Below are 21,547 nucleotides of genomic sequence, written 5' to 3' on the forward strand. Positions count from 1 at the left end.
TTAATATTCAACGTCTTTGCCGAAAAACTTGAACTGAATAAACGAGATTATCGCGATAATGAGCGCAAGGACGAGCGACATCGCAGCGGCTTTGCCGTATTCGAAATATTTGAACGCCGTATCGAAAATAAGCAAGCCGACCATCGTCGTCGAGTTGTTCGGGCCGCCGCCCGTCATCAGATACGCATTCTGGAACACTTGGAACGAACCGATCACGCCGGTAACGAGTAGGAACAGCGTCGTCGGCTTCAAGCAGGGAATGACAATGTGCCACATCTTCTGCAGGAAGTTCGCGCCGTCAATCTCCGCAGCTTCGTAATAACTGTCGTCTATGCCGAGCAGGGCTGCGACGTAAATGATAATGCTGGTGCCGTGGCTGGACAGCCAGGACATAAGCACGAGCGAAAGCATCGAAGTGGCGCTGGAGCCGAGCCAGTTCTGATTGTCGATGCCGAACAATCCGATCAGCTTGTTCAAAATGCCGGAAGGCAGCGGATCGTAAATCCACAGCCATACGACGGACAGAGCCACGCCGGATGCAACCGCAGGCAAGTAATAAACCGCCTTGAACGTCGTCTGCGCCCATTTCTTTAGCGGCATGATCATAATAGCCACGGCAAAGGAAAGGATCAACGCAACCGGCACAGTCAGCACCGTATAGACCACCGTATTCCAAATCGCCTTCCCAAACAGCTTGCTCCGGAAAATTTCCGCGTAATTGTCGAATCCGATAAACGTGGAGCCCATCGGACTGTATTTCTGAAAGCTGATAATGAACGCGCTCACAACCGGGTAAGCTGTAAACAGCGCGAAGACCACCAGTGCGATGGCGATAAAAGCATACGCCCACGCCCCGTCTCCCTTGTTCAAGCGTTTCTTGATTCTTGATGCCACCTGAGCCATATTGCAGGACTCCTTTCCTGTACCGCTTTGCAAAAATATAGATCGGATAGCCTCCGGTTAAGGCGGCTATCCGAGCCTGAGATTTACCCTTTGACAACCCCGTCTTCGCCGAATGTTTCGATAGCCGCTTGTTTAACCGCTTCGTACATGTCTTCCGGCGAAATCTCATTCGCCAGCAGCGCTTGCAGCTTCGGAATGATGACTTCGTTTTCGATTTTGATCGCTTTCGCGCCAAGCTCTACCGGAATGTCAGGACGTGCAGGCGCAGCATGCTCAAGCATTTTCTCAACCGCGGCGATGTTGTCCGGATTACGGTCCGTCTTCATGCTTTCCGCTGCTTTGCGGGCGCTCTTCGAAATGTGGGCGGCGAACAGGTCGTTGTTCGTCTCAGCCGCTACTTGGCCGCTCGCCAGGAAGTAAGCCGCTTTTACGATATTGGCTTTATGCTCCTCGGATGGTTCCTTTTTGCCGCGGAACGCGACATATCCGTCAACAACCGCATGGGATACGGCAGGTTGGCCTGCGAAGGAAGGAACAGGAAGCACGATATAGTCCACTTTAATGCTATCTTTCACGGCGCTGCCGTCATTGGCGTCGATTTTTTTGTTGTTCTGATTCGCGGAGTTTTCGAATACGGCAAGACCTTTGCCTGTAATCATCGTTTGGCCGGTCAAGAACATGTTCCAGCGTTTGCCTGCGTCGACGGAGCTCAGCTCTTTCGGCATGGAGCCGTCGTCGATCATTTGGCGAATCGCTTTCAAAACTTCAAGGTAGTTTTTATCGGTATAGGCGTATTTCAAATCTTTCGTGAATGGCGAAGGCATTCCCCCGCTCTTAGCCAGTATGCCCAGATAGTCTTTGGACGCTACGCCTGCTGTCGCGAACACGAAGCCGTAACGAGTTTTGTCGCCTTCTTTGACTACGCCCTTCTTGATTGCTTCGCGGAATTGCTCGTACGTCCAGCCTTCTTGCTGCACTTTCTTCCAGTCGATGCCGGCTTGTTCAAGGAACTGTTTGTTGCCGCCGAGCGCGTGGACTTCCATATAAGCCGGGAAGCCGTACAGGCCGTCTCCATTCTTCATGTAATCCAGCGGAGCTGCGTCGAAATCTGAAGTCATTTCAGACGTTGCGACATTTTTAATATCAAGCATCATGCCCATTTGCGCATATTTAGAGATGCCCTCGGAGTTAATGAATGCGATATCCGGCGGGCTGCCTGCGTTCACTTGCGTATCGAGCTTCTGTGTCATGTCTTCCCAGCTGGCAGGTTCAATCTTCAAAGTCAGGTTCGGGTACAGCTTGTTGAAGTCCACTTCCATCTTCTTGAAGTTCTCCTGGTATTTCGGAGATACCGGCGGAAGCAGCGCCGTAATGGTGTCTTTAGCGTCCGAATTCGTCTTGCCCGGCTCGGTCTTGTTGTCGCTGCCCGACCCGCAGGCGGTCAATCCGAGGGACAACGTTAGAGCCAGTATTGTTGCGGCAAATCTTGTTTTTCTTTTCATCTGTCAAGATCCTCCCTTTATTAAATACTATATACACACATCTGGTCAGAGCAACACTTTAGGTTACTTTGGCGCAAACGCGTATAGCCTCTTTCAGATTGCCCGAGCACTCGTTCAGCACACGCTCGGCCTCGGCGGCTTCCAGCCCCGATTTGATCATCATAATCGCGAGCTTGCAGTCCATGGACGCTTGCTTCAACTTTTCTTCCGCCGTCGCGTTATCCACGCCGGTCGCCGTTTTGATGATCCGCAAGGAACGGTCGAACAGCTTCTTGTTGCTGGCTTTCAGATCGACCATCAGATTGTTGTAGGTTTTGTTTAGCTTCACCATTGTACTCGTCGTCAGCATATTTAGCACAAGCTTCTGGGCAGTACCCGCTTTGAGCCGTGTAGATCCGGCAATCACTTCCGGTCCGACGACGGGCGCGATGCAAATGTCGCAAGCGGACTCCAGCCTCGTGTTCTTGTTGTTAACGACGCCGACCGTAACGGCTCCAAGCTCGGAAGCTCTTCGCAAGCCTTGGATGACGAATTCCGCGCTGCCGCTTGCGGAAATGCCAACGACAACATCCTTATCCGTTACGCCGATGCGGTCAATGAGCGCCCTTCCTTCTTCCCCGTCATCCTCGCACCCCTCCACCGCGGTCCGGAGCGCTATGTCGCCGCCGGCGATGTGCCCCTGCACAATCAATGGATCGATTCCGAAGGTGGGCGGGCATTCCGATGCATCCAGCACGCCTAGTCTTCCCGATGTGCCTGCCCCGATATAGAACATTCTTCCACCGTTTAACAGTGCATTGTGAAGCGCTTCCACCGCACGCGTAATATGCGGGATTTCAGCGGCTACCGCAGCAGGAACCTTGCTGTCTTCCTGATTAAGCAGCACAAGCATCTGCTCTGTGGTGCATTCGTCGATCATTCCGGTGTCGGGGTTAATCCCCTCTGTTGTTAAGCTTGCGAGGTAGTCATTCATAAGCAATTCCCCTAACGTGACCATGCACGGGCTTCGATTGCAACTTGCATCCCGGGCCGATCGTTTCATGTCTTGTAAGCACTTTTATCTTAAATGTTTTATTTCAGTTTCGTCAATACTTTTTGAAATAAATTTTTATCATGAAATAAATTTCTGGAATTTTATATTGGACAAGTCGTTGAATGATCAGGCGGGAAATCATAGAGGAATCACATGGGAATCATAGGGGAATCAGCAAGAAACCCGCGGGAATAAGCGATATGCCAATGGGAAGCCAGCGAGAAACCAGTAGGTTCTCAGCAAAAAACCAGCGGGGAATCAGCGGAAAAATCTGCAACAGAGCAACGGAAATCATCAAAAAATCTGCGATAATCCAATTGGAAATCGGCGAAAAATCAACGGAAATCAGCGAAGGATCCGCAAAAAAACAATAGGAAATCACCGTTTCCCGCGGCTTCGCAATCATCGGTCATGGTGGGTCTCGGACGAAGCAAACTCGTCGATAGCATGCAACCTCGTAACAAGGGTCTCGTACTGGGGCATGGAGAAATATAACTGGAAAACATGTAGTTAATATGAGCATATTGGAAGCATGGAGAAAAATAACTGGAAAACCTGCATGTAAAAATAGGGTTTGCTCGCATAACGGGCCAAATGGTCGAAAATAACTGCAGGTTTTCCAGTTAATCGCTCAAAAACAGGCCAAACGGTCGAAAATAACAGCATGAATTACAGTTATTCCCTAAACGCATGTTTAACGACGATTGAAACAAACCAATAAACTGAGACTCAAAGGAATTGACGCCCCTAAGACAACGAAAAAAAGACGTGCCGCAGGCACGCCCCCTTCCGAAGTTCGTTGCAACTGACCGTCATCGTCTCACAAGCCGCCAGGCCAAATCGATGGCTGTTATTTTCGACGTTTATTCGCTATGATGTTGTGGGTTTTGGACAAGTACTTTTTCACTTGTCCATAGTCCGCGCTGGCAACGCCCGCGAACAGGATATCAATGACCGTCAGCATCGCGATGCGGGATCCCATCGCCCCGCTGCGAATGGAAACTTCCGGCGTCGAAATGCTGAGCAGAATATCCGCGCGATCCGACAGCTCGCTTTTGCTGTACTTCGTAATCGCAATAATTTGCGCTCCGTTCTTCTTAGCAATGTCCAGCGCATCCAATATTTCCGTCGTTTCGCCGGAATTGGAGATGAAGATGGCGACATCCCCCTTCGTCAGAAGCGTAGCGGCTGTCAATTGGCTATGGCCGTCCGTATAGGCGTGGCACATTTTGTTGATGCGCGTAAATTTCTGTTCGGCGTCCTGACTGACAAGCCCCGAAGCGCCGATGCCGAAAAATACGATGCGGTTGCTGCCCCGCAGCGCGCGAACGGCCTTCGATACGGCCGCACGATCCATGACGCTGAGCGAATCCTCGATCGATTTCATGTTGTTGCGGCCGATGTTGGCAATGATCGTCTGCAGGTCGTCGCCCGGCTGAATATCCGTATATTGATCTCCCGTCACTTCATCCATGGAACCGAGCGAAGCGGAGATGCTGACGATAAAGCTCCGGTATCCGTTGTACCCCATTGTCTTGCAGAAGCGAAGCACAGAGGCGTCGCTCGTCTTGCTGGCCTGGGCCAGACTCTTGATCGAGAGATGCGGGATCTCTTCCTTGTTCGAAAGTATATATTCCGCTACCAGCCGTTCGACAGGCGTCAGGCTATCCTTCCGTTCTCTGATCTTGATCAACACATTATCGTTTATAGCCATGGCCGCTCCCTACCCGTCTCGTTTCTATGCATCTAAATAGTATACGGATTGGGGACAAATTACAAGAGTTGGTCCGCTTCCCCAACCGCCCGATGCATGGAAGACGCATGATAAATGCAGATGATATAAAATTTTATTTCAAAATATTTTTATCATTTTGAAGTAATTATTGCAAATTTTATTGTTAGCAGTAAAGAGCGTATGCTATACTGGTGTCATTCTTGATCTCTTCTTGGTTAAATACATTGCGGCATAAAGGGTGAGTGACATGGACAAAAAATTAAAAATCGCAATTATAGGCGCCGGAAGTACGTATACGCCGGAACTGATGGAAGGCATTATTAAGCGCAAGGACGTCCTGCCGCTGCAGGAGCTGGCGCTCATGGATATCGACGAGCGAAAGCTCGGTATCGTCGGCGGATTGTGCGAACGCATGGTTCAGGCGGCCGGCATGCCTGCCCGCATCGTAAAAACGCAGGATTTGGATGAGGCGCTGCGGGATGCGGACTTCGTCCTTGCGCAGATCCGCGTAGGCAAGCTGCCCGCGCGCGTGCTGGATGAGCGGATTCCGCTCAAGTACGGCCTGATCGGGCAGGAGACATGCGGCATCGGCGGTTTCTTCAAAGCGATGCGTACGATTCCGGTCATGCTCCAAATCGCGCGGCGCATGGAAGAACTCTGTCCGAACGCATGGCTAATCAATTTTTCCAACCCTGCGGGCATTATCACGGAAGCGATTCTGAACCATACCAAAGTTCGAATGCTCGGTCTGTGCAACGTGCCGTTCAATATGTACAAGAGCATTCGTGAGACTCTGGAGCTTCCGAACGCCAGCATGACGTACGTCGGGCTCAACCATCTCAGCTGGATTACGGCGATCGAGCAGGACGGCAAAGATTATTTGAAGGACGCTTTGGAGATGGGACTCAACAGCGAAGCGATGAAGAACATTCCGTCCAGCGGCTTCAGCAAGGAACTGGTCCAGCTCGTAGGCGCCATCCCGTCTTCCTACCTGGAATACTACTACTTCAAAGACAAGAAGCTGAAGCTGCTGAAGGAAAGCGAGCAAACGCGAGGCGAGAAGTGCATGGACATCGAAGAGGAGCTGCTGAACATCTACTCCAACGCCGAGCTGCATACGAAGCCGGAGCTGCTCTCTTCCCGCGGTGGAGCCAACTACTCCGAGGTGGCGATCAGCCTCGTTGACGCGATCTATAACGACAAGCAGGAAGTCCATGTCGTCAACCTGCTGAACCATGGCGCGCTCGACTTTATGGAAGATACGGATGCCATCGAAGTAGCCGCCGTGATCGGCAAGGATGGGGCGAAGCCGGTTCGCATTCCGGATTTCGACAATCGCCACATCATCGACTACATGCGCATGGTGAAAGCATACGAGCGAGAGACGGTGGCTGCGGCCGTGGAAGGAAGCGAAGAAGCGGCGATGCGCGCGCTCATGATGAACCCGCTTGTCGGCGATTACCAAACGGCGCATGACTGCTTCCAGGAACTGAAGGAAGCTCACCGGGCTTATCTGCCGCAATTTCAATAAGTACAAGATTTTTATGGCGAACTTATAATGTCTTATGTTTTGTAAAAGGAGCTTGAAACGACATGGCCGGAAATTACGTAATAGGGGTCGACGGAGGCAACAGTAAAACCGATTATTTCCTGTTCGATCTGCAAGGCCGCCGCATCGATCATATCCGTGCCGGCACCTGCAGCCACGAGCAGTTCCCTGACGGCTACGAGAGCGCCTTTCGCATCATGAACGACAATGTCGGAAAGCTGCTGTCGCAGAACGGGCTAGCGATGAGCGACGTTGCCGCCGGTGCCTTCGGACTGGCCGGCGCCGACATCCCATCCCAGAAAATGAACTTGAACCAGGTCATCGAGCGCATCGGCTTCACGAACTACGCGATGGACAACGACTCCTTTCTCGGCATCAAGGCGGGCAGCGACAAAGGGTATGGCATCTGCTCCATCAACGGCTCCGGTGCTTGCACGGGCGGCATCTCGCCAAGCGGCAGCCGGCTCCAAGTCGGGGGCGTCGGCAGCGAGCTGTCCGGCGACGAAGCCGGCGGCTACTATTTGACCCGCATGCTGCTCCGCTCGGTCTATGACGCGTTCTACCGCCTCGGACCAAGCACGTCGATGACGGAGCCCGCCATGACGCTGCTCGGCGCGCCGGACAAGGAGCATTTCATGGAACGCGTCGTCGAAGGCATGGTATCGCGGTCGCTGCCTTACACCGAGCTGGTGTCCGTGCTGCTCGCTGCGGCCGAGGCCGGCGACGTCGTCGCCGGTGGCATCGTGGACCGCTCCGCACGGCAAATGGCCTATTCGACGGTCGGCTGCCTGCGTAATCTCGACTTCGGCACGGAGGAGCCCGTCGATATCGTCATGGCCGGTTCCGTCTGGGTGAAGGCGGAATCGCCGGTCATGCGGGACCGGTACAAGGCCTACGTCCGGGAGCTTGCCGGCCAGCCCTGTCGCTTCATCCTGCTCCAGGCTCCGCCTGCGGCGGGCGCCGTCTTATGGGCGCTGGAGTTGGCTCATGGCGGGCCCGCCGACGCGACGATTCGCGAGGCGGTCATTCAAGGTGTCGGGGTCTGATTGCCGGAAACGATTTGCAGGCTGTTCCGGCGTAACGTTATATGCAACTAAGACAAGAGACAAGGCGAATTCGTTCCCTTGGCTTTTGTCTTTCTTTTTTATTGCGATATTTCGTGAGTTCCCGGGCATGCTGAGAAGTATAGGAAGGAGGGGCAGCATCCCATGACACATACTGATGACCGTGCTGATGACCGTACTGATGACCGTACTGATGAACCATTCTTAATCTTGCCCGAGGAAGCTGCGCCGCCGCATGCGCAACAATGCGAACGCTGCGAGCTCTCCCTTCAACGAACCCGCGTAATATGGGGCGAAGGGAATCCGAACGCCCCGATCATGCTGCTCCTGGATAACCCTGGAGCTCGAGAAGATCGGCAAGGACAATCATTCCTGTGCGGGACCCGCGAGACGCTTCAGCGCGGCATGTGGGAAGCAGGCCTAGATATCGGCTCCGTCTACGTCACCTATTTACTGAAATGCAGACCTATCCGCGCGTATAATAAGCCGGTTGCGAGAGAGGCATGCGCTTCGCATCTGCAGCTGCAATTCCAGGAGAAGCAGCCGCTTCTCCTGTTTGGATTCGGGAATGTCGTTGCGGAAGCATTGTTTCCTTGGATGGAGGAAGCAAGCGTTAAGGCATTACGAGGGAGCTGGAATGAATATCAAGGGATCCCTATCGGGTTCACCTACCATCCGCTCGCCGTACGAAGACGTCCTAATCTGATGAAGTTTTTTGTGAATGACCTCTCTAACCTCGCGTCCCGATGGAAAGAAATAACTTCCTGACGTAGGAACGTTAGGGACGGCGATTCGGTCCAACGCTTCGCGCCATTTACGTATAAGGCTTGTCCTGATACAAATAATTCGGCGTCACGACCGTATCCTCATAGGAACGATGAAAAATGTCGGTCGTCGCCGGCGAGAGAGGCGGGATGAGCCAGGACCAACGCCCCGTGACGCCGCGGCCTTCCTTCTCCTCGTTTTTCTGGAACGCTCCGAACTGCTGCGCCGCCGTATGGTGGTCGACGATGCTCACGCCGTCTTCGCGAAACGAATGAAGCACGGCCACATTAAGCTCCACCAGCGCGCGGTCCTTCCATAAGGAAGCGCTCGAGCTTGTGTCCAGCCCCATCGCTACGGCGACCCGAGGCAGCAGGTTGTACCGGGCCTCGTCGGACAAGTTGCGGGCGCCGATTTCCGTTCCCATGTACCAGCCGTTAAACGGCGCCGCCGTATATTGGATGCCGCCGATCTCAAGCTTCATGTCCGAGATGATCGGAACGGCGTACCACTTCACCTCGTCCGCGCCGAACAAATCCAGCTCCGGATGGCGGATCGGCACTTCCATGACGGCTTCGCGCGGCAACTCGAACCATTGCGGCTTGCCTTCGTCCTCCTGCACGACAAGCGGCAGCACGTCAAACGGCGTGCCTGCGCCGCGCCAGCCCAATTCCTCGCAAACCTGCGTGAACCGGACGGACGTCGAATCACCGATGATGCGGCCGTCCGCTTGCTCATAACCGGCGTACCGGATGAGCTGGTGGTTCCAGATCCGGATCGGCCCGAACAGCTCCCCAGGATTCGCCGGTTTGAAAATCGTAATCGCCGGGCGGATTTCGCCGCCGTTCACGGCAAATTCGATATGGCGCAGCAGTGCCGCGGCGGCCGTCTCGGCGCTTGCCGCTTCACGCGCGTCGAACACGTGCAGCCGGTTCCAGAACAACCGGCCGATGCACCGGTTCGAATTGCGCCAAGCCATCTTGGCGCCGTGCGCCAGCTCTTCGTACGTATGATCGTAAGTCCCGTGCCGGCGTATCGCTTCATCTATATCTTGAATACGGCGTTCCGCTTCCTCCGCCGATTTGCCAAGCTCTTCATAACATGCGCGGATAAAAGACTCCGCTTCTTGCTTCAATGGATTTTTCATCGGTGATGCCTCCGTTGCGGTTCAAACCTGCTGCACCTCGGCAGCATGCATTGTTTTTAGGCTACCCGAATCCAGTTGCGCAAGTCAACGCCAGGCACAAAACCGTAACAATCGGGCCCGGCCGGAGGGGAACCAATAAAAAAACGAATGGAGCATGTTTAAAGGAAATACGTTATAGACGTCGAACTCCATGGTTTATGATGCCAACGAAAAATATGACCATACTCAAATATATAACGATCCTCATTTTATTGTTCAGCCTGCTCCTTGGCCTACGGTGGGCGTGGTCCAATCTGTTTTATTCATTGGATCACCCGCGTGCCGCCGGCGGCGTTCTCGACTTGCGCGGATACGATTTGGACAAATCCCCCTCTTTCTTTTTGGACGGGGAATGGCAATTTTACCCCAATCAATTCCTCTCGAGCCAAGATGTACGATTGAAGGAGAACCAAATCCGGAGCATTCAAGTTCCGGGAGATTGGGGAAGCGCGCTGAATGACGACTCCGCCTCCTCATACGGGTACGGAACGTATCGGCTGCGCATTCTGATCGATCCGCCGAAGCAGCCTGTCGAATTTTGGCTCAATGGAATACAAGCTTCATCGGAAGTTGAAATAAACGGGATGAAGTCAAGCGGAATCGGCAAGCTAGCCACGAACGCGACCGAATATACCCCAAGCAATGTTTCTTACACAGCTTCCTACACTGCGGAAGGGAGGGAGATTGAGCTGCTCATTCGTGCCGCCAACTTCGACGAACCGTATAACGGAGGGATTTTGCGTTCCCTTCGCTTCGGCTCCCAGGCTGCGATCCACAACGTACGTTGGTACTCGATCGGTTTTCAACTCGTTACGTTTCTTATTTTGCTGCTTCACGGTTTGTATGCAATTATCCTTTACGTCTTCAATCCTAAAGAGCGATCTTTATTCATTATGGGCTTGTTGACGCTGTCGGTTGGCATTGCGGTTTTGATCGGTCATGACAACGTCCTCTTGTTATGGCTGCCGATCAATTATACATGGGCGATCAAGATCAGGCTGATTTCCCTCTTGTGGCAAAATTTATTTATCCTGCTGCTATTCCAAAAGTTATCTTCGGCTCCGCCACGGCGTGCATGGCTGCTTGCCTACATCGCGGCGCTCGTTTCCGTTTCGGGATTTCTGCTGGCCGCACCCGCATCATGGGCAAACGGATTCATCGATTTGAAGTTCTTTCTCGCTTTGTATATGATCCCATTTGCCTGGTTTGTGTATATCGTCGGAACGTTAATTTTCAAAAAACAAGCAGACAAAGACGTCGTCTTCTTGCTGGTGACCGCGGCGGGTATCATATCCAACTTGTTATGGAGCATCGCGGAGTACGCGAAAGAAGTGACCACCGTTTATTATCCGGTCGATATCATCGTGGCCCTGACCGGCTTTTCTGCCTATTGGTTTAAGAAGTTCATCCGTAATTCCAGGGAAAACGCCAAGCTGAACGAGCAGCTGCGAAGAGCCGACAAACTGAAGGACCAGTTTCTCGCCAATACTTCGCATGAGCTGCGGACGCCGCTGCACGGCATTATGAATATCGCCCAGACCGTTGTCACCAAAGAGAAAACGAAGCTGAACAAAAGCAGCCTAAAAGATATGGAGCTGCTGCTCACGATCAGCCGCCGCATGTCGCATATGCTTGGCGATCTTCTCGACGTCGCGCGTCTTCAGGAGCATCGGATTGTGATTCGGCAGGAGCCTTTGCGGATTCAAGCGGTCGTTCCCGGCGTCATCGGCATGCTCGAATTTATGACCGAGGGCAAACCTGTCCGGCTGTATTGCAGTATCGCGGAATCGATGCCGCCCGTCATGGCCGATGAGAAAAGACTCGTGCAAGTGTTGTACAACTTGCTGCACAATGCACTCAAATATACGGAGGAAGGGACGATCTCCGTTTCTGCCGAAACGCGGAACGGGCAGGCCGTGATCCATGTTGCCGACACCGGCGTCGGCATGAATGAGGATACGCAGGCGACGGTGTTCCTCCCTTATGAACAAGGGGCTTACGGCATAAGCGACGGAAGAGGAATCGGACTTGGATTGAGCATTTGCAAGCAGCTTGTGGAGCTGCACGGAGGCGCTATAACGGTTCGGTCCGAGGAGGGCAAAGGTTCGGTATTCAGCTTTAGTCTGCCGATAGCGCAATCGTCGAGCCCTTCGCCTGTGCAAAGCCCGCTTCAACTTCACCCGGTGAAGGACGACACGGAAGACTGGGCCGCAGGGCTTATGATTCCGAACCCGGCGATCCGTGAAGCGGCCGCCTCCGCGTCGATCCCGCCGCTATGGCATGACCGAAAGGCGAATATTTTGGCTGTGGATGACGACCCTGTCAACCTGAACGTACTCGTCGGCATTCTCTCGACGGAGCCGTATCGCATCACGACGGCGAGTTCAGCCCGCGAAGCGCTGGAGTTGCTTGGTACGCAGTCATGGGACCTGATCATTGCCGATGTTATGATGCCGCAGATGTCCGGCTACGAGCTGACGCAAAGAGTGAGGGAGCATTATTCCGTGTCGGAGCTCCCGGTTCTGCTGCTGACCGCGCGCAGCCAACCTGCCGATATCTACACCGGATTCGCGTCGGGAGCGAACGACTACGTAACGAAGCCCGTTGACGCCTTGGAGCTAAAGTACCGCATCAAGGCATTAACCATGCTGAAGCAATCCATTAACGAACGTTTGCGTATGGAGGCCGCCTACCTTCAGGCGCAAATTCATCCGCATTTTCTGTTCAACACGCTGAATTCCATTATGGCCCTCAGCGATATCGATACCGACAAAATGCGCAAGCTGGGCGATGCGTTCGCATCCTTTTTGCGGATCAGCTTCAATTTCTTGAATACCGGGGAGCTGGTCGAGCTTTCCCGCGAGCTGGAGCTCGCCGAAGCCTATTTATATATCGAACATGAACGGTTCGAGGACAGGTTGTCGATCGAGTGGGAGGTTGAAGCGGACATCGGCTTGCTTCTCCCTCCGCTTACGATACAGCCGCTGGTCGAAAATGCGGTCAGGCACGGCCTCCTTTGCCGACCCGAAGGCGGTACGGTTCTCATTCGGATTACCCGCCAGGACGGCTTTACGCTGTTTGAAGTTGCAGATAACGGCAAGGGCATGGACCAAGATCAAATGATTCAACTGTTGAGCCCATCCATGCACGGAAAGGGCGGAATCGGACTTGCCAACACGAACCGGCGGCTCACCCAAATGTACGGCCAAGGCTTGTCTATTCGCAGCAAACCGGGTGAAGGGACAACCGTATCTTTTGCCATTCCGGACAGCCGAAGCAAGCAGGATGTCGGTTAAACCAGCTCATTTCTAGCTCGGCTAAACGGCCTATCGGCAAGCAAAATTGGCACTGCGGCACTCACCTGCGCAGTATCCACCCATATCGAACCCATATCGAGCCATGGCTGTCACCATTTTGCCGGAAACGATGTGAGTATCGTCACATTCATCTCCTCCCGCTTCTGATAAGCTAGGTTTGTAAGAGAACTTAGCGAATCGCCGAATGGAGGATGCCTCATGTTTTGTTACCAATGCGAACAAACGCCGAAGGGCGGCTGCAAGGTGATCGGAGTATGCGGAAAAGACGAAACGATCGCAAGTCTGCAGGATACGATCATTTTTGCGCTGAAGGGAATTGCCGCTTATGCGACGCACGCCAGACAGCTAGGTTACTCCGACCCGGAAGTAGATAAAATTACGCACGAAGCACTGTATCTGACATTGACCAACTCCAATTTCAACTTGCAAGAACACCTGTATATGGCCATGAAAGTCGGCAATGCCGCGGTGCGGATCATGGACGTGCTCGACCGCGCGCATACGACGCACTTCGGCATTCCGCAGCCGGTCACGGTGCCGCAAAACAAAATCGAAGGCAAATGCATCGTCGTGACGGGGCACAACCTGTATGCACTGGAAGAACTGCTGAAGCAGACGGAAGGCAAAGGCATCAACATCTATACCCACTCCGAAATGCTGCCGGCCCACGGGTATCCGAAGCTGAAGCAATATCCGCATCTCAAAGGAAACATCGGGAAAGCCTGGTACGACCAGCGCCGGCTGTTCGAGCAGTTCCCGGGAGCGATTTTGGCGACGACGAATTGCGTCATGCCGATCAAGGGTACGTATGCGGATCGCTTCTTCTCCTATGAGGTAGCCGGCCTTGAGAACGTGACGAAAATCGTCGGCGACGACTTCTCCCCGCTGATCAAGCGGGCGCTTGATCTGCCGGAAGCGAATATCGACTCCGAGCTGGTGCTGACGACCGGCTATCACCACGAAACGGTCATCGGACTCGCGCCGGAAATTATCCAGGCGGTTAAAGACGGCTTGATCAAACGTTTCTTCGTCATCGCCGGCTGCGACGCCCCGGGTTCGGGCGGCGAATATTACCGCGAGTTGGCGACATCGCTGCCGAGCGACACGGTCATCCTGACGACGTCCTGCGGCAAGTTCCGCTTTAACGAAGTGGATTACGGCACGGTCCCCGGCACCGGCATTCCGCGGTACATCGATTTGGGCCAATGCAACAACTCCGGCTCTACGGTCAAAATCGCACTGGCGCTTGCCGACGCTTTTGGCTGCAGCGTGGGCGAATTGCCGGTGAGCATCGTGCTCTCATGGTTCGAGCAGAAGGCCGTCGCTATTCTATTAGGCTTGTTCAGCCTAGGCATCCAGGATATCCGGATCGGTCCGAAGGCGCCGGAATTCATTAACGAAGGCGTCTTGAACGTCCTCGTCGAAAAATTCGGCCTGAAGCTGATCGGCGACGCGCAAGAAGACATGGCGGCCATGCTTTCGCTGCATTAATCCGATGTGGCGCTGCGCAGACGGAAATACGGGTTGCCAGCTTCGAGACCCCAAAAGAGAATCGACTACTGCTTTACGTTATCCTGTATGCAATACAACAATTTCGATATGTACTGCCCGTTCTCACCGCTATTCCTGCACGCCATGCAACAATTTGCGATAAATCGGCAGGATGGAGGCAATCTTGCTGTACTGCATGCAATAAAAGTAAGGCAAAACCCCTCGGCTGCTCGTCCGAGGGGTTTAATTTTGATCGTTTCATTGCTATACGGCGAACTCGAACCGGTATTGCCCCGATCCCGCATAGAGCCTCAGGCCATCCGCGACCGTTTCCGCGGAGAGAATACCCGCGGCAGCAGCGGCGGCGGCACCGGACTCCGTCACGCTGTCCGGGTCTGCCGCCGGCAGCACGATCGTTGCCGTCGTGTTCGCCGGAATCGTGACGTCGAGCCGCATCCGGCCATCCGCGATACTCCAGGACGAAGCGATCGTGCCGTACATGGACGCGTAGGTCGCCTCGGCGGAGGTGATGCCTACGCTCAGGCCGGGCAGCGGCCGGATGACGATCCCTTTGTAGCCCGGCTCCGCCTCGCTCGTATCGATGCCTGCCACGACACGGTACAGCCATTCGCCAACCGAGCCGTACGCATAATGGTTGAACGAGTTCATATCCCGGCTCCAGAACGTTCCGTCCTCTTTGATGCCGTCCCAATGCTCCCAGATCGTCGTTGCCCCTTTGCCGATCGAATATAGCCACGACGGATATTCCTTGCGCAGCACAAGCCGGTACGCCAAGTCGTTGTAGCCGTTCTCCGTCAGCACGAGACACAGATACGGCGTCCCGACGAAGCCCGTCGTCAGCGCTACACCGTTGTCCTCGACCAGCCTCGCGAGCGTGCGGGCGACACGCTTCTTCGTCTCGCCTTCGACGAGGCCGAACATGAGCGCCAGCACGTGGGCCGTTTGCGTCGGCGAACAGAGACGGCCGCCCGGCGTTACGAACTCGCGCCGGAACGCTTCGACGATACGCCCGTGCAGGGCGCGGTATTCGGCGGCCACCTCGGCCCTGCCGATCAATTCGGCCGACTTCGCGAACAAGTCCGTCGAATACGCGAAATACGCGGTGGCGATCAGATCGGTCGGCGTCGCCCCGACATAACTGCCTTCCTTGGCGTCAAGGCCAAGCCAATCGCCGTAGTGATGGCCGGTGTTCCACAGCGTCTCCTGCTCGCCTTGGCTGCGAATATAGTCGATCCACGCCTTCATGCTGTCGAACTGCTCCTCCAGGATGCGCGTGTCGCCGTAACAGAGGTACAGCGTCCACGGACAGATGACCGCCGCGTCGCCCCAAGCCGAAGAGGAATGTGCGCCTCCTCCGTCCGGGAATATGTTCGGAATGACCGGCGGAACGCCTCCGTTCGGCAATTGGTCCGCCTTCAAGTCGCGCAGCCATTTCGTGAAGAACGGCGCCACGCCCATGTTGAAGCAGGCGGTTCGGATGAACACCTGCGCGTCGCCGGTCCAGCCGAGCCGCTCGTCGCGCTGCGGGCAATCGGTCGGCACGTCGAGGAAGTTGCCGCGCTGGCCCCATACGATATTGCGCTGCAGCTGCGTCACCAGCTCGTCGGAGCAAGCGAACGTGCCGGTCGGTTCCATACCGCTGTAGATGACGCTGCCCGTGAAGTCGTCGAGGCTAAGCTCGCCGGGATAGCGGACGATGTGCACATAACGGAAGCCCATGAACGTAAATTGCGGCTCATACGTCTCCTCGGCAGCTCCGCGGCATATGTACCGTGCCGATTGCTTCGCTTTCCGCAGATTGTCGGTGTAAACGTTGCCGTCGCGGTCCAGCACCTCGAAATGGCGCAGCTCGACCTCTTCGCCCTTGGCCGCGCCGCGTACCGTGAAACGAACGGTGCCGACCATGTTCTGGCCGAAGTCGAGCACCGTCTCTCCCGCCGGCGTAACGATCAGGGCGATCGGCTTCAGCTCGTGCATCACCTTCGGCAGCTCGTTCTCCTGGCAGACGAGCATCGACTTCGGATACTCATATACCGACGCCTGCACCCAACCTACGGCTGCATCGACAACCTCTACCGCGCTGCTGCCGATGCCTTCGGCCTCCGCTCTCGCTTCCGCCTTGCGTTCAGCCCCGCTCCCACTCCCCGCTCCCGCCTCGCGGCCAACTCCATTCCCGGTTCCCGCTTCCGCCTTGCGGCTGTCCACGCTACTCGAACCCGGCGTACTCCAGTCCGCAATCTCAAGTCGCGCGTCGTACGTTTCCCCGTCGTAAATTTCCGACATCCGCACCGGTCCGGTCGTTGCCTGCCAGCTGCCGTCCGAGCCGATCACCGTCTCGCGGCCGTCCTCGTACTGCACGTGCAGCTGAACAAGCGCCGCCCTTGGCGAGCCGTAATAGCCGTTGTTGTTCTCCCAGCCGAGCACGCTATTATGCCAGCCCTTCGCCAGCATGACGCCGATCGTATTGCCGCCTTCGCCGACCAGCCCGGTAATGTCGTACGTCTGCACTTGCAACCGATTGTTGTAACTTGTCCAGCCCGGAGCGAACAGGTTGTCGTCCGCTTTGCGGCCATTGACTTCAAGACGGTATGTGCCGAGCGCGGTAGCATACGCTCTGGCTCGCTTCACGGCGCCATCGATCCGGAATTCACGGCGCAGCAAATAGCCCGCATCCGGATCCCAGCCTTGCCGTTCGGCATCGCAGGTCACCCAGGACGCCTGCCAGCTGTCCTCCGCGAATATGCCGGTCTCCCAGAAGGCCGGCACGCTCCAATCGGAGGCTGTTCCCCGGCGATCCCAAATCCGTGCACGGATGTAATACCGGGTACGTTCCTCAAGCGGCTCGCCTGCATATTCGACATGAACGGACCGATCGGACTCGACCTTCCCGCTATCCCAGACCAGCCGGTTAAAATCAGGATCTTCCTTGGCAACCTGAACCTGGTAGGCCGCCTGCATCACGTGCCGCTCGTCTTCGGCTGTTTCCAGCTTCCAGCTCAATCTCGGCCGAATCGGGCCGATGCCAAGCGGGTTCCGGACATATTCACTGCGTAAATCGATAACGCGTAAGTTCACTTCATCCTTCCTCCTTATACGCTGTATAGCATTCATGCTTCGAGTATAACGAACGAAGGATTGCAAAAAGTAGGGCATTCGGTGTATTTTTAGGAGGGGATTGATGTCCGTTAAGGAGGGCTTCCATTGAAAAAAGGTTCGTTCGTGATGCTCCAGGTCGAATCGTTTCTGGACGATAACGAGAATATATTCGTCAACCGCATCGTGGAGTCGTTCGATACGCCGCAGCATTCGCACGATTTTGTGGAAATCAACTATGTCGCGGAGGGCCGCGGGTTCCATTATATCGGCGAAGAACGGATTGCCGCCGAAAAAGGCGATATTTTCGTCCTGCCCGTCGGGACGACGCACGTGTTTCGGCCGACCGCGGTTTCATCGAAGGAACCGATCGTCATTTACAACTGCATTTTTCAACCGCATACGATAATGAAATGGGCCGAGACGGTTCCGATGCCACGCAGACTGCTGGATTGCCTGGCGCCACAGGAGGCCGACGCTCCCGCTCCTTGGCTGAAAACTACCGACCGAAGCGGTGATTTCCACTTGCTCTTTACCGGCCTGTACTCGGAATATATCCGCAAGGCGGACAGCTATTCGACGCTCCTGTGCGGCAAGCTGATGGAGCTGCTCGGCCTGCTCGACCGCCATCTGTTCGGTGCCGAGGACACGCGGCGGCAGGATCCGCTATTCGAAGAGATGCTGAACATCGTCCATAGGCGCTGCGGCGAATCCCAATTTACGATCGGACAGCTCGCAGAACAGCTGAACGTAACTACCGGGCACGTGCAGCGCATGTTCCAGCGGTATTGCGGCGTGACGTTCCTAACTTATGTGCAAAATATCCGGATCGAACGGGGATGTCGTCTGCTGCGGGAAACGTCGTTTAAAGTCCCCTATATCGCCGAGCTGTCCGGGTACCAGGACCCTAAGTTTTTCCACAGCATCTTCAAGCGCAAAACCGGCTCCACGCCGCACCAATATCGGCTCAAGCATCGCGGACCTTAGTCCGGGATGCAGTTACCACACGGGACTGCGCAGGCTTCCTTATGCCTGTTCCTTTCAACGCTTCGATCAATGTCTTTCCGATCAGAAAAAAACCGCCCGACTTGATGTCGGACGGCAAGCTTTGAACCCACGGTCACGAGAAGGTTGCTTTGCGAATCATCAGGAAGGACAGTATGGCGTAAATGACAGCGACTACGAACTCCCATGATGCCAGCTGAGCGGCGGTATGCCGGGCGAACCAGGCGAAAATGTCCGTCCACCAGCCGAAATACGTGCATAGGAAACCAAGTATGGACGTCAGCAGAATCACCGGCGGGAACAGCATGAACATACCCATTCGGCCGAAACGCCGGTAAATCGAACTGATCAAGAAACCTAAGAAAACGAGGTGCATCGCGGTACCGAACAACGCCCACCACCGGTCCGCCAAGGTGCCGGCGCTTAAATACGGCAAGTTGAAGAAATGGACATTCACCCCCCAACCTTTCAGGATATCGCCTTCGACAACGGAAAGCAGCAGCAGAACTGTAGCGATCGCCACGCCGGATAACACGAACATGATCGAAGTCCCGAAATAATAATCCGTTCTCCGCATGCTGAGGCCGAGGCAAAACGGGAACGTCTGGGCCAGTGTCATGACACCGAGCACGAACAAATAGACGAATATCGACGATAGTCCCCCGCTGTATATGCCTTGTTCCGTCTTGACGAGAATACCTATCAACAGATTCACAAAAAAACTGGCAAACAATACGAAGCACCAAGGAACGAGTACCCACGTCAATTTATCCCTTGCGTGCATTTTCATGACCGTTGCGATTCGATTCATCGATGTTCCACCGCCTTATGATCTTGATTTTGTTTCGTGAGATGGACGATCAGCTGCTGCAGCGACACCGGGGCGAGCTCCAGTCCGAGCTCTTCGGCTTGCTGGCGGGTTCTGCCATCCAGGTTGCCTATCACCGTAGCCGAAAGCAGCCCGCCGAGAGGCTGGCGGTCGATCATCGTAAGTCCTGCGACGAACCCTTCGACCTTGGCCGCCTGGCCTACGACGGTATAAGCCCGGCCGCGAAGTACGTCGGTTTCTTCGTCGAGAATGATTTTGCCGTTGTCGATGACGATTACGTGCTCCAGAATCCGGCTCACTTCATCGATCAAGTGCGTCGACAGAACGACCGTCCGCGGATGCTCCGCATAATCCTCGATCAACCGGTCATAAAACAAGCCTCGGGCAACCGCATCGAGCCCCAAGTAAGGCTCGTCGAATATCGTCAAAGGCGCTCGGCTGGCCAAACCGATGATGACCCCCACGGAGGAGAGCATGCCGCGCGACAGCTTCTTCATCCGCCGCTTCAGCGGCAGATGGAAATCGTTCAGCAGAAGGTCGGCAAACTCCTGGTCCCAATTCGGGAAAATGTCCGGGCATAGCGCCAGCACATCGGCCACGCGGAAGTGGTCGGGGTATTTCTGGCTTTCCTTAATGAAACAAACCTGACTTAGTACGCGATTGTTCTCATAGGGCGCTTCTCCGAATACGGTCATTTCACCGCTGGTTGGAAACAGCTGCGCCGTCAGCATATGCATGATCGTCGTTTTTCCGGCCCCGTTCCGGCCAAGCAACCCGTAGATTTTATCTGCTTGCAGCGTGAAGGTGACATTGTCCACCGCTCTGACGCTGCCGTATGCTCTGGTCAACCCTTTCACTTCGACGACGTTTTTCATTGCGCCCCGTCTCCTCTCCGGATCATGTCCGTCAGTTGTTCTTTCGTAATGCCGAGCTTCTCGGCTTCGCGGATCATTGCCACGACGTACTGCTCGTAAAAATGCTCCTTGCGCTTTTCCATCAGCTTGGCGCGCGCTCCTGTCGCCACAAACATGCCGATCCCCCGCTTTTTGTACAAAATGTTTTCGTCCACCAACAAATTCACGCCTTTAGCCGCCGTCGCCGGATTGATCTGAAAAAAAGAAGCGAATTGATTCGTCGACGGAACTTGAGTCTCCTCCGGCAATCGGCCTTCAATGATATCGTCTTCGATACGCTCGGCAATCTGCACGAAGATCGGGCGGCTGTCGTCCATCATAAGCACCATCTTTCCCACCACCACATCGGTTAGTTACTCATGTAATTAACCATACAACACATGAACCAGACTGTCAACATCTTCTAGCCTATTTTTATTTTTTATTCCAAGTAGGATGAGAAAAAATGACATAAGGCCGCCGTCGCGGCATGCTACAATGAGGAAAGAAGAAGCCTAGAGCGAGGAGGCATTCCTATGGACGCTAACGCCACAAGCTATCCTATTCCCGGCAGCTATAAGCCCGGTGCGATCCCGTTATCTTTGAAAATATTAAGAGACGATAAGGAGGCTCGAATGAAGATGGGTGCGAGAACAAGCAATTCTCCCGTTCAACTCGTTCGATTGGATGAGAAAAAGTTCGTAGGCGTCGCGGCGACGTCATCTTTTCAAGACGTGAGGGGCATTGGCGGGGCTAACCGCTTGTTTATGGAACGGAAAAACGAGATTTCGAACATCGTCGATTCGACGCATTATGTTTGCCCGCATTTCGCAAACGATGTCTTGTTCACTTATATCTACTGCATGGAAGTTTCGGAACTGGACGTGATCCCGGAAGGCATGATCGCCTTTACCGTCCCGGCAGGCCGTTACGTGCGTGCACACTCGAAGGATGCCGATCCTTATGCTCTGATCCACACGTACATAAGCGACAACGGATTGGAGGCGAATCCGAATCTCGTTTCCTTTGAAGTGTTTGCTTTCGGAGAGGAAGAAAGCAAATATAACGCCGATATTTTCGTCCCGGTCAAGGATCATCCAAGAATCTAAAGTAGACTGAGCCGGCCTTTCATCAAACCGTTTACAGTCTCCCTTCGTTTCCTTT

General features: G+C 54.5%; 17 protein-coding genes. 7 read left to right on the forward strand and 10 right to left on the reverse strand.

What is annotated here, in order from left to right; genetic code table 11:
• The 5 genes from AC0LWM_RS28800 to AC0LWM_RS28820 all read right to left on the reverse strand — a co-directional run bounded on the left by AC0LWM_RS28800 (position 1) and on the right by AC0LWM_RS28820 (position 5,152).
• Entirely contained in the window at positions 1-903 is a 903-nt protein-coding gene (locus AC0LWM_RS28800) for a carbohydrate ABC transporter permease (RefSeq protein WP_474678475.1), read from the reverse strand.
• An 83-nt stretch (positions 904-986) separates the two neighbouring features.
• Positions 987-2,405, reverse strand: a complete 1,419-nt coding sequence (locus tag AC0LWM_RS28805; RefSeq protein WP_474678476.1) for an ABC transporter substrate-binding protein — start codon at positions 2,403-2,405, stop codon at positions 987-989.
• 58 nt (positions 2,406-2,463) lie between these two features.
• Positions 2,464-3,378: an N-acetylmuramic acid 6-phosphate etherase gene (murQ, locus tag AC0LWM_RS28810; protein WP_474678477.1), complete on the reverse strand. Its 915-nt coding sequence runs from the start codon at positions 3,376-3,378 to the stop codon at positions 2,464-2,466.
• A gap of 220 nt (positions 3,379-3,598) precedes the next feature.
• Entirely contained in the window at positions 3,599-3,844 is a 246-nt protein-coding gene (locus tag AC0LWM_RS28815; protein WP_474678478.1) for a hypothetical protein, read from the reverse strand.
• A gap of 444 nt (positions 3,845-4,288) precedes the next feature.
• Positions 4,289-5,152 (reverse strand): MurR/RpiR family transcriptional regulator, encoded by an 864-nt coding sequence (locus tag AC0LWM_RS28820; RefSeq protein WP_474678479.1) that lies wholly within the window; start codon positions 5,150-5,152, stop codon positions 4,289-4,291.
• Positions 5,153-5,420: 268 nt separating this feature from the next.
• Here AC0LWM_RS28820 and AC0LWM_RS28825 point away from each other — a divergent pair, with 268 nt between their 5' ends.
• From AC0LWM_RS28825 to AC0LWM_RS28835, 3 genes are all read left to right on the forward strand, one after another.
• On the forward strand, positions 5,421-6,704 hold the full coding sequence (locus AC0LWM_RS28825) for a 6-phospho-beta-glucosidase (RefSeq protein WP_474678480.1): 1,284 nt from the start codon (positions 5,421-5,423) through the stop codon (positions 6,702-6,704).
• Positions 6,705-6,766: 62 nt separating this feature from the next.
• Positions 6,767-7,768, forward strand: coding sequence for an N-acetylglucosamine kinase (locus AC0LWM_RS28830; protein WP_474678481.1), 1,002 nt, complete (start codon positions 6,767-6,769; stop codon positions 7,766-7,768).
• A gap of 162 nt (positions 7,769-7,930) precedes the next feature.
• The gene (locus AC0LWM_RS28835) at positions 7,931-8,554 is read left to right on the forward strand and encodes a uracil-DNA glycosylase (protein ID WP_474678482.1); all 624 of its coding nucleotides are present in this window, start codon (positions 7,931-7,933) and stop codon (positions 8,552-8,554) included.
• 46 nt (positions 8,555-8,600) lie between these two features.
• Here the strand turns inward: AC0LWM_RS28835 and AC0LWM_RS28840 are convergent, their stop codons facing one another.
• Complete coding sequence (locus tag AC0LWM_RS28840) at positions 8,601-9,695, reverse strand: nitric oxide synthase oxygenase (protein ID WP_474678483.1); 1,095 nt, start codon at positions 9,693-9,695, stop codon at positions 8,601-8,603.
• Between the two features lie 215 nt (positions 9,696-9,910).
• On the opposite strand from AC0LWM_RS28840, the gene AC0LWM_RS28845 reads away from it, so the two are divergent.
• A complete protein-coding gene (locus AC0LWM_RS28845; protein WP_474678484.1) occupies positions 9,911-13,030 on the forward strand; it encodes a hybrid sensor histidine kinase/response regulator in 3,120 nt (1,039 codons plus the stop codon).
• 219 nt (positions 13,031-13,249) lie between these two features.
• Entirely contained in the window at positions 13,250-14,542 is a 1,293-nt protein-coding gene (hcp, locus tag AC0LWM_RS28850) for a hydroxylamine reductase (RefSeq protein WP_474678485.1), read from the forward strand.
• Positions 14,543-14,806: 264 nt separating this feature from the next.
• On the opposite strand, the gene AC0LWM_RS28855 is transcribed toward hcp, so the two are convergent.
• Entirely contained in the window at positions 14,807-17,638 is a 2,832-nt protein-coding gene (locus AC0LWM_RS28855) for a family 78 glycoside hydrolase catalytic domain (protein WP_474678486.1), read from the reverse strand.
• 126 nt (positions 17,639-17,764) lie between these two features.
• Here AC0LWM_RS28855 and AC0LWM_RS28860 point away from each other — a divergent pair, with 126 nt between their 5' ends.
• Entirely contained in the window at positions 17,765-18,643 is an 879-nt protein-coding gene (locus AC0LWM_RS28860; protein WP_474678487.1) for a helix-turn-helix transcriptional regulator, read from the forward strand.
• A 133-nt stretch (positions 18,644-18,776) separates the two neighbouring features.
• Here AC0LWM_RS28860 and AC0LWM_RS28865 read toward each other — a convergent pair whose 3' ends face one another.
• Genes AC0LWM_RS28865 through AC0LWM_RS28875 form a run of 3 tightly spaced genes read right to left on the reverse strand, consistent with a single transcriptional unit; the run spans position 18,777 to position 20,733 of the window.
• Complete coding sequence (locus AC0LWM_RS28865) at positions 18,777-19,472, reverse strand: hypothetical protein (protein ID WP_474678488.1); 696 nt, start codon at positions 19,470-19,472, stop codon at positions 18,777-18,779.
• A complete protein-coding gene (locus AC0LWM_RS28870; RefSeq protein ID WP_474678489.1) occupies positions 19,469-20,365 on the reverse strand; it encodes an ABC transporter ATP-binding protein in 897 nt (298 codons plus the stop codon). The genes AC0LWM_RS28865 and AC0LWM_RS28870 overlap by 4 nt, the downstream gene beginning before the upstream one ends.
• On the reverse strand, positions 20,362-20,733 hold the full coding sequence (locus AC0LWM_RS28875; protein ID WP_474678490.1) for a GntR family transcriptional regulator: 372 nt from the start codon (positions 20,731-20,733) through the stop codon (positions 20,362-20,364). The genes AC0LWM_RS28870 and AC0LWM_RS28875 overlap by 4 nt, the downstream gene beginning before the upstream one ends.
• Before the next feature lie 186 nt (positions 20,734-20,919).
• On the opposite strand from AC0LWM_RS28875, the gene AC0LWM_RS28880 reads away from it, so the two are divergent.
• The gene (locus tag AC0LWM_RS28880; protein ID WP_474678491.1) at positions 20,920-21,492 is read left to right on the forward strand and encodes a GyrI-like domain-containing protein; all 573 of its coding nucleotides are present in this window, start codon (positions 20,920-20,922) and stop codon (positions 21,490-21,492) included.
• Positions 21,493-21,547 lie beyond the last annotated feature (55 nt).

This window comes from Paenibacillus sp. sgz302148 (assembly GCF_056120465.1).

Coding starts and splice junctions, on each gene's coding strand:
- AC0LWM_RS28800 (WP_474678475.1), bottom strand. CDS start 903: ATGGCTCAGGTGGCATCAAGAATCAAGAAACGCTTGAACAAGGGAGAC.
- AC0LWM_RS28805 (WP_474678476.1), bottom strand. CDS start 2,405: ATGAAAAGAAAAACAAGATTTGCCGCAACAATACTGGCTCTAACGTTG.
- murQ (WP_474678477.1), bottom strand. CDS start 3,378: ATGAATGACTACCTCGCAAGCTTAACAACAGAGGGGATTAACCCCGAC.
- AC0LWM_RS28815 (WP_474678478.1), bottom strand. CDS start 3,844: ATGATTGCGAAGCCGCGGGAAACGGTGATTTCCTATTGTTTTTTTGCG.
- AC0LWM_RS28820 (WP_474678479.1), bottom strand. CDS start 5,152: ATGGCTATAAACGATAATGTGTTGATCAAGATCAGAGAACGGAAGGAT.
- AC0LWM_RS28825 (WP_474678480.1), top strand. CDS start 5,421: ATGGACAAAAAATTAAAAATCGCAATTATAGGCGCCGGAAGTACGTAT.
- AC0LWM_RS28830 (WP_474678481.1), top strand. CDS start 6,767: ATGGCCGGAAATTACGTAATAGGGGTCGACGGAGGCAACAGTAAAACC.
- AC0LWM_RS28835 (WP_474678482.1), top strand. CDS start 7,931: ATGACACATACTGATGACCGTGCTGATGACCGTACTGATGACCGTACT.
- AC0LWM_RS28840 (WP_474678483.1), bottom strand. CDS start 9,695: ATGAAAAATCCATTGAAGCAAGAAGCGGAGTCTTTTATCCGCGCATGT.
- AC0LWM_RS28845 (WP_474678484.1), top strand. CDS start 9,911: ATGACCATACTCAAATATATAACGATCCTCATTTTATTGTTCAGCCTG.
- hcp (WP_474678485.1), top strand. CDS start 13,250: ATGTTTTGTTACCAATGCGAACAAACGCCGAAGGGCGGCTGCAAGGTG.
- AC0LWM_RS28865 (WP_474678488.1), bottom strand. CDS start 19,472: ATGAATCGAATCGCAACGGTCATGAAAATGCACGCAAGGGATAAATTG.
- AC0LWM_RS28870 (WP_474678489.1), bottom strand. CDS start 20,365: ATGAAAAACGTCGTCGAAGTGAAAGGGTTGACCAGAGCATACGGCAGC.
- AC0LWM_RS28875 (WP_474678490.1), bottom strand. CDS start 20,733: ATGGTGCTTATGATGGACGACAGCCGCCCGATCTTCGTGCAGATTGCC.
- AC0LWM_RS28880 (WP_474678491.1), top strand. CDS start 20,920: ATGGACGCTAACGCCACAAGCTATCCTATTCCCGGCAGCTATAAGCCC.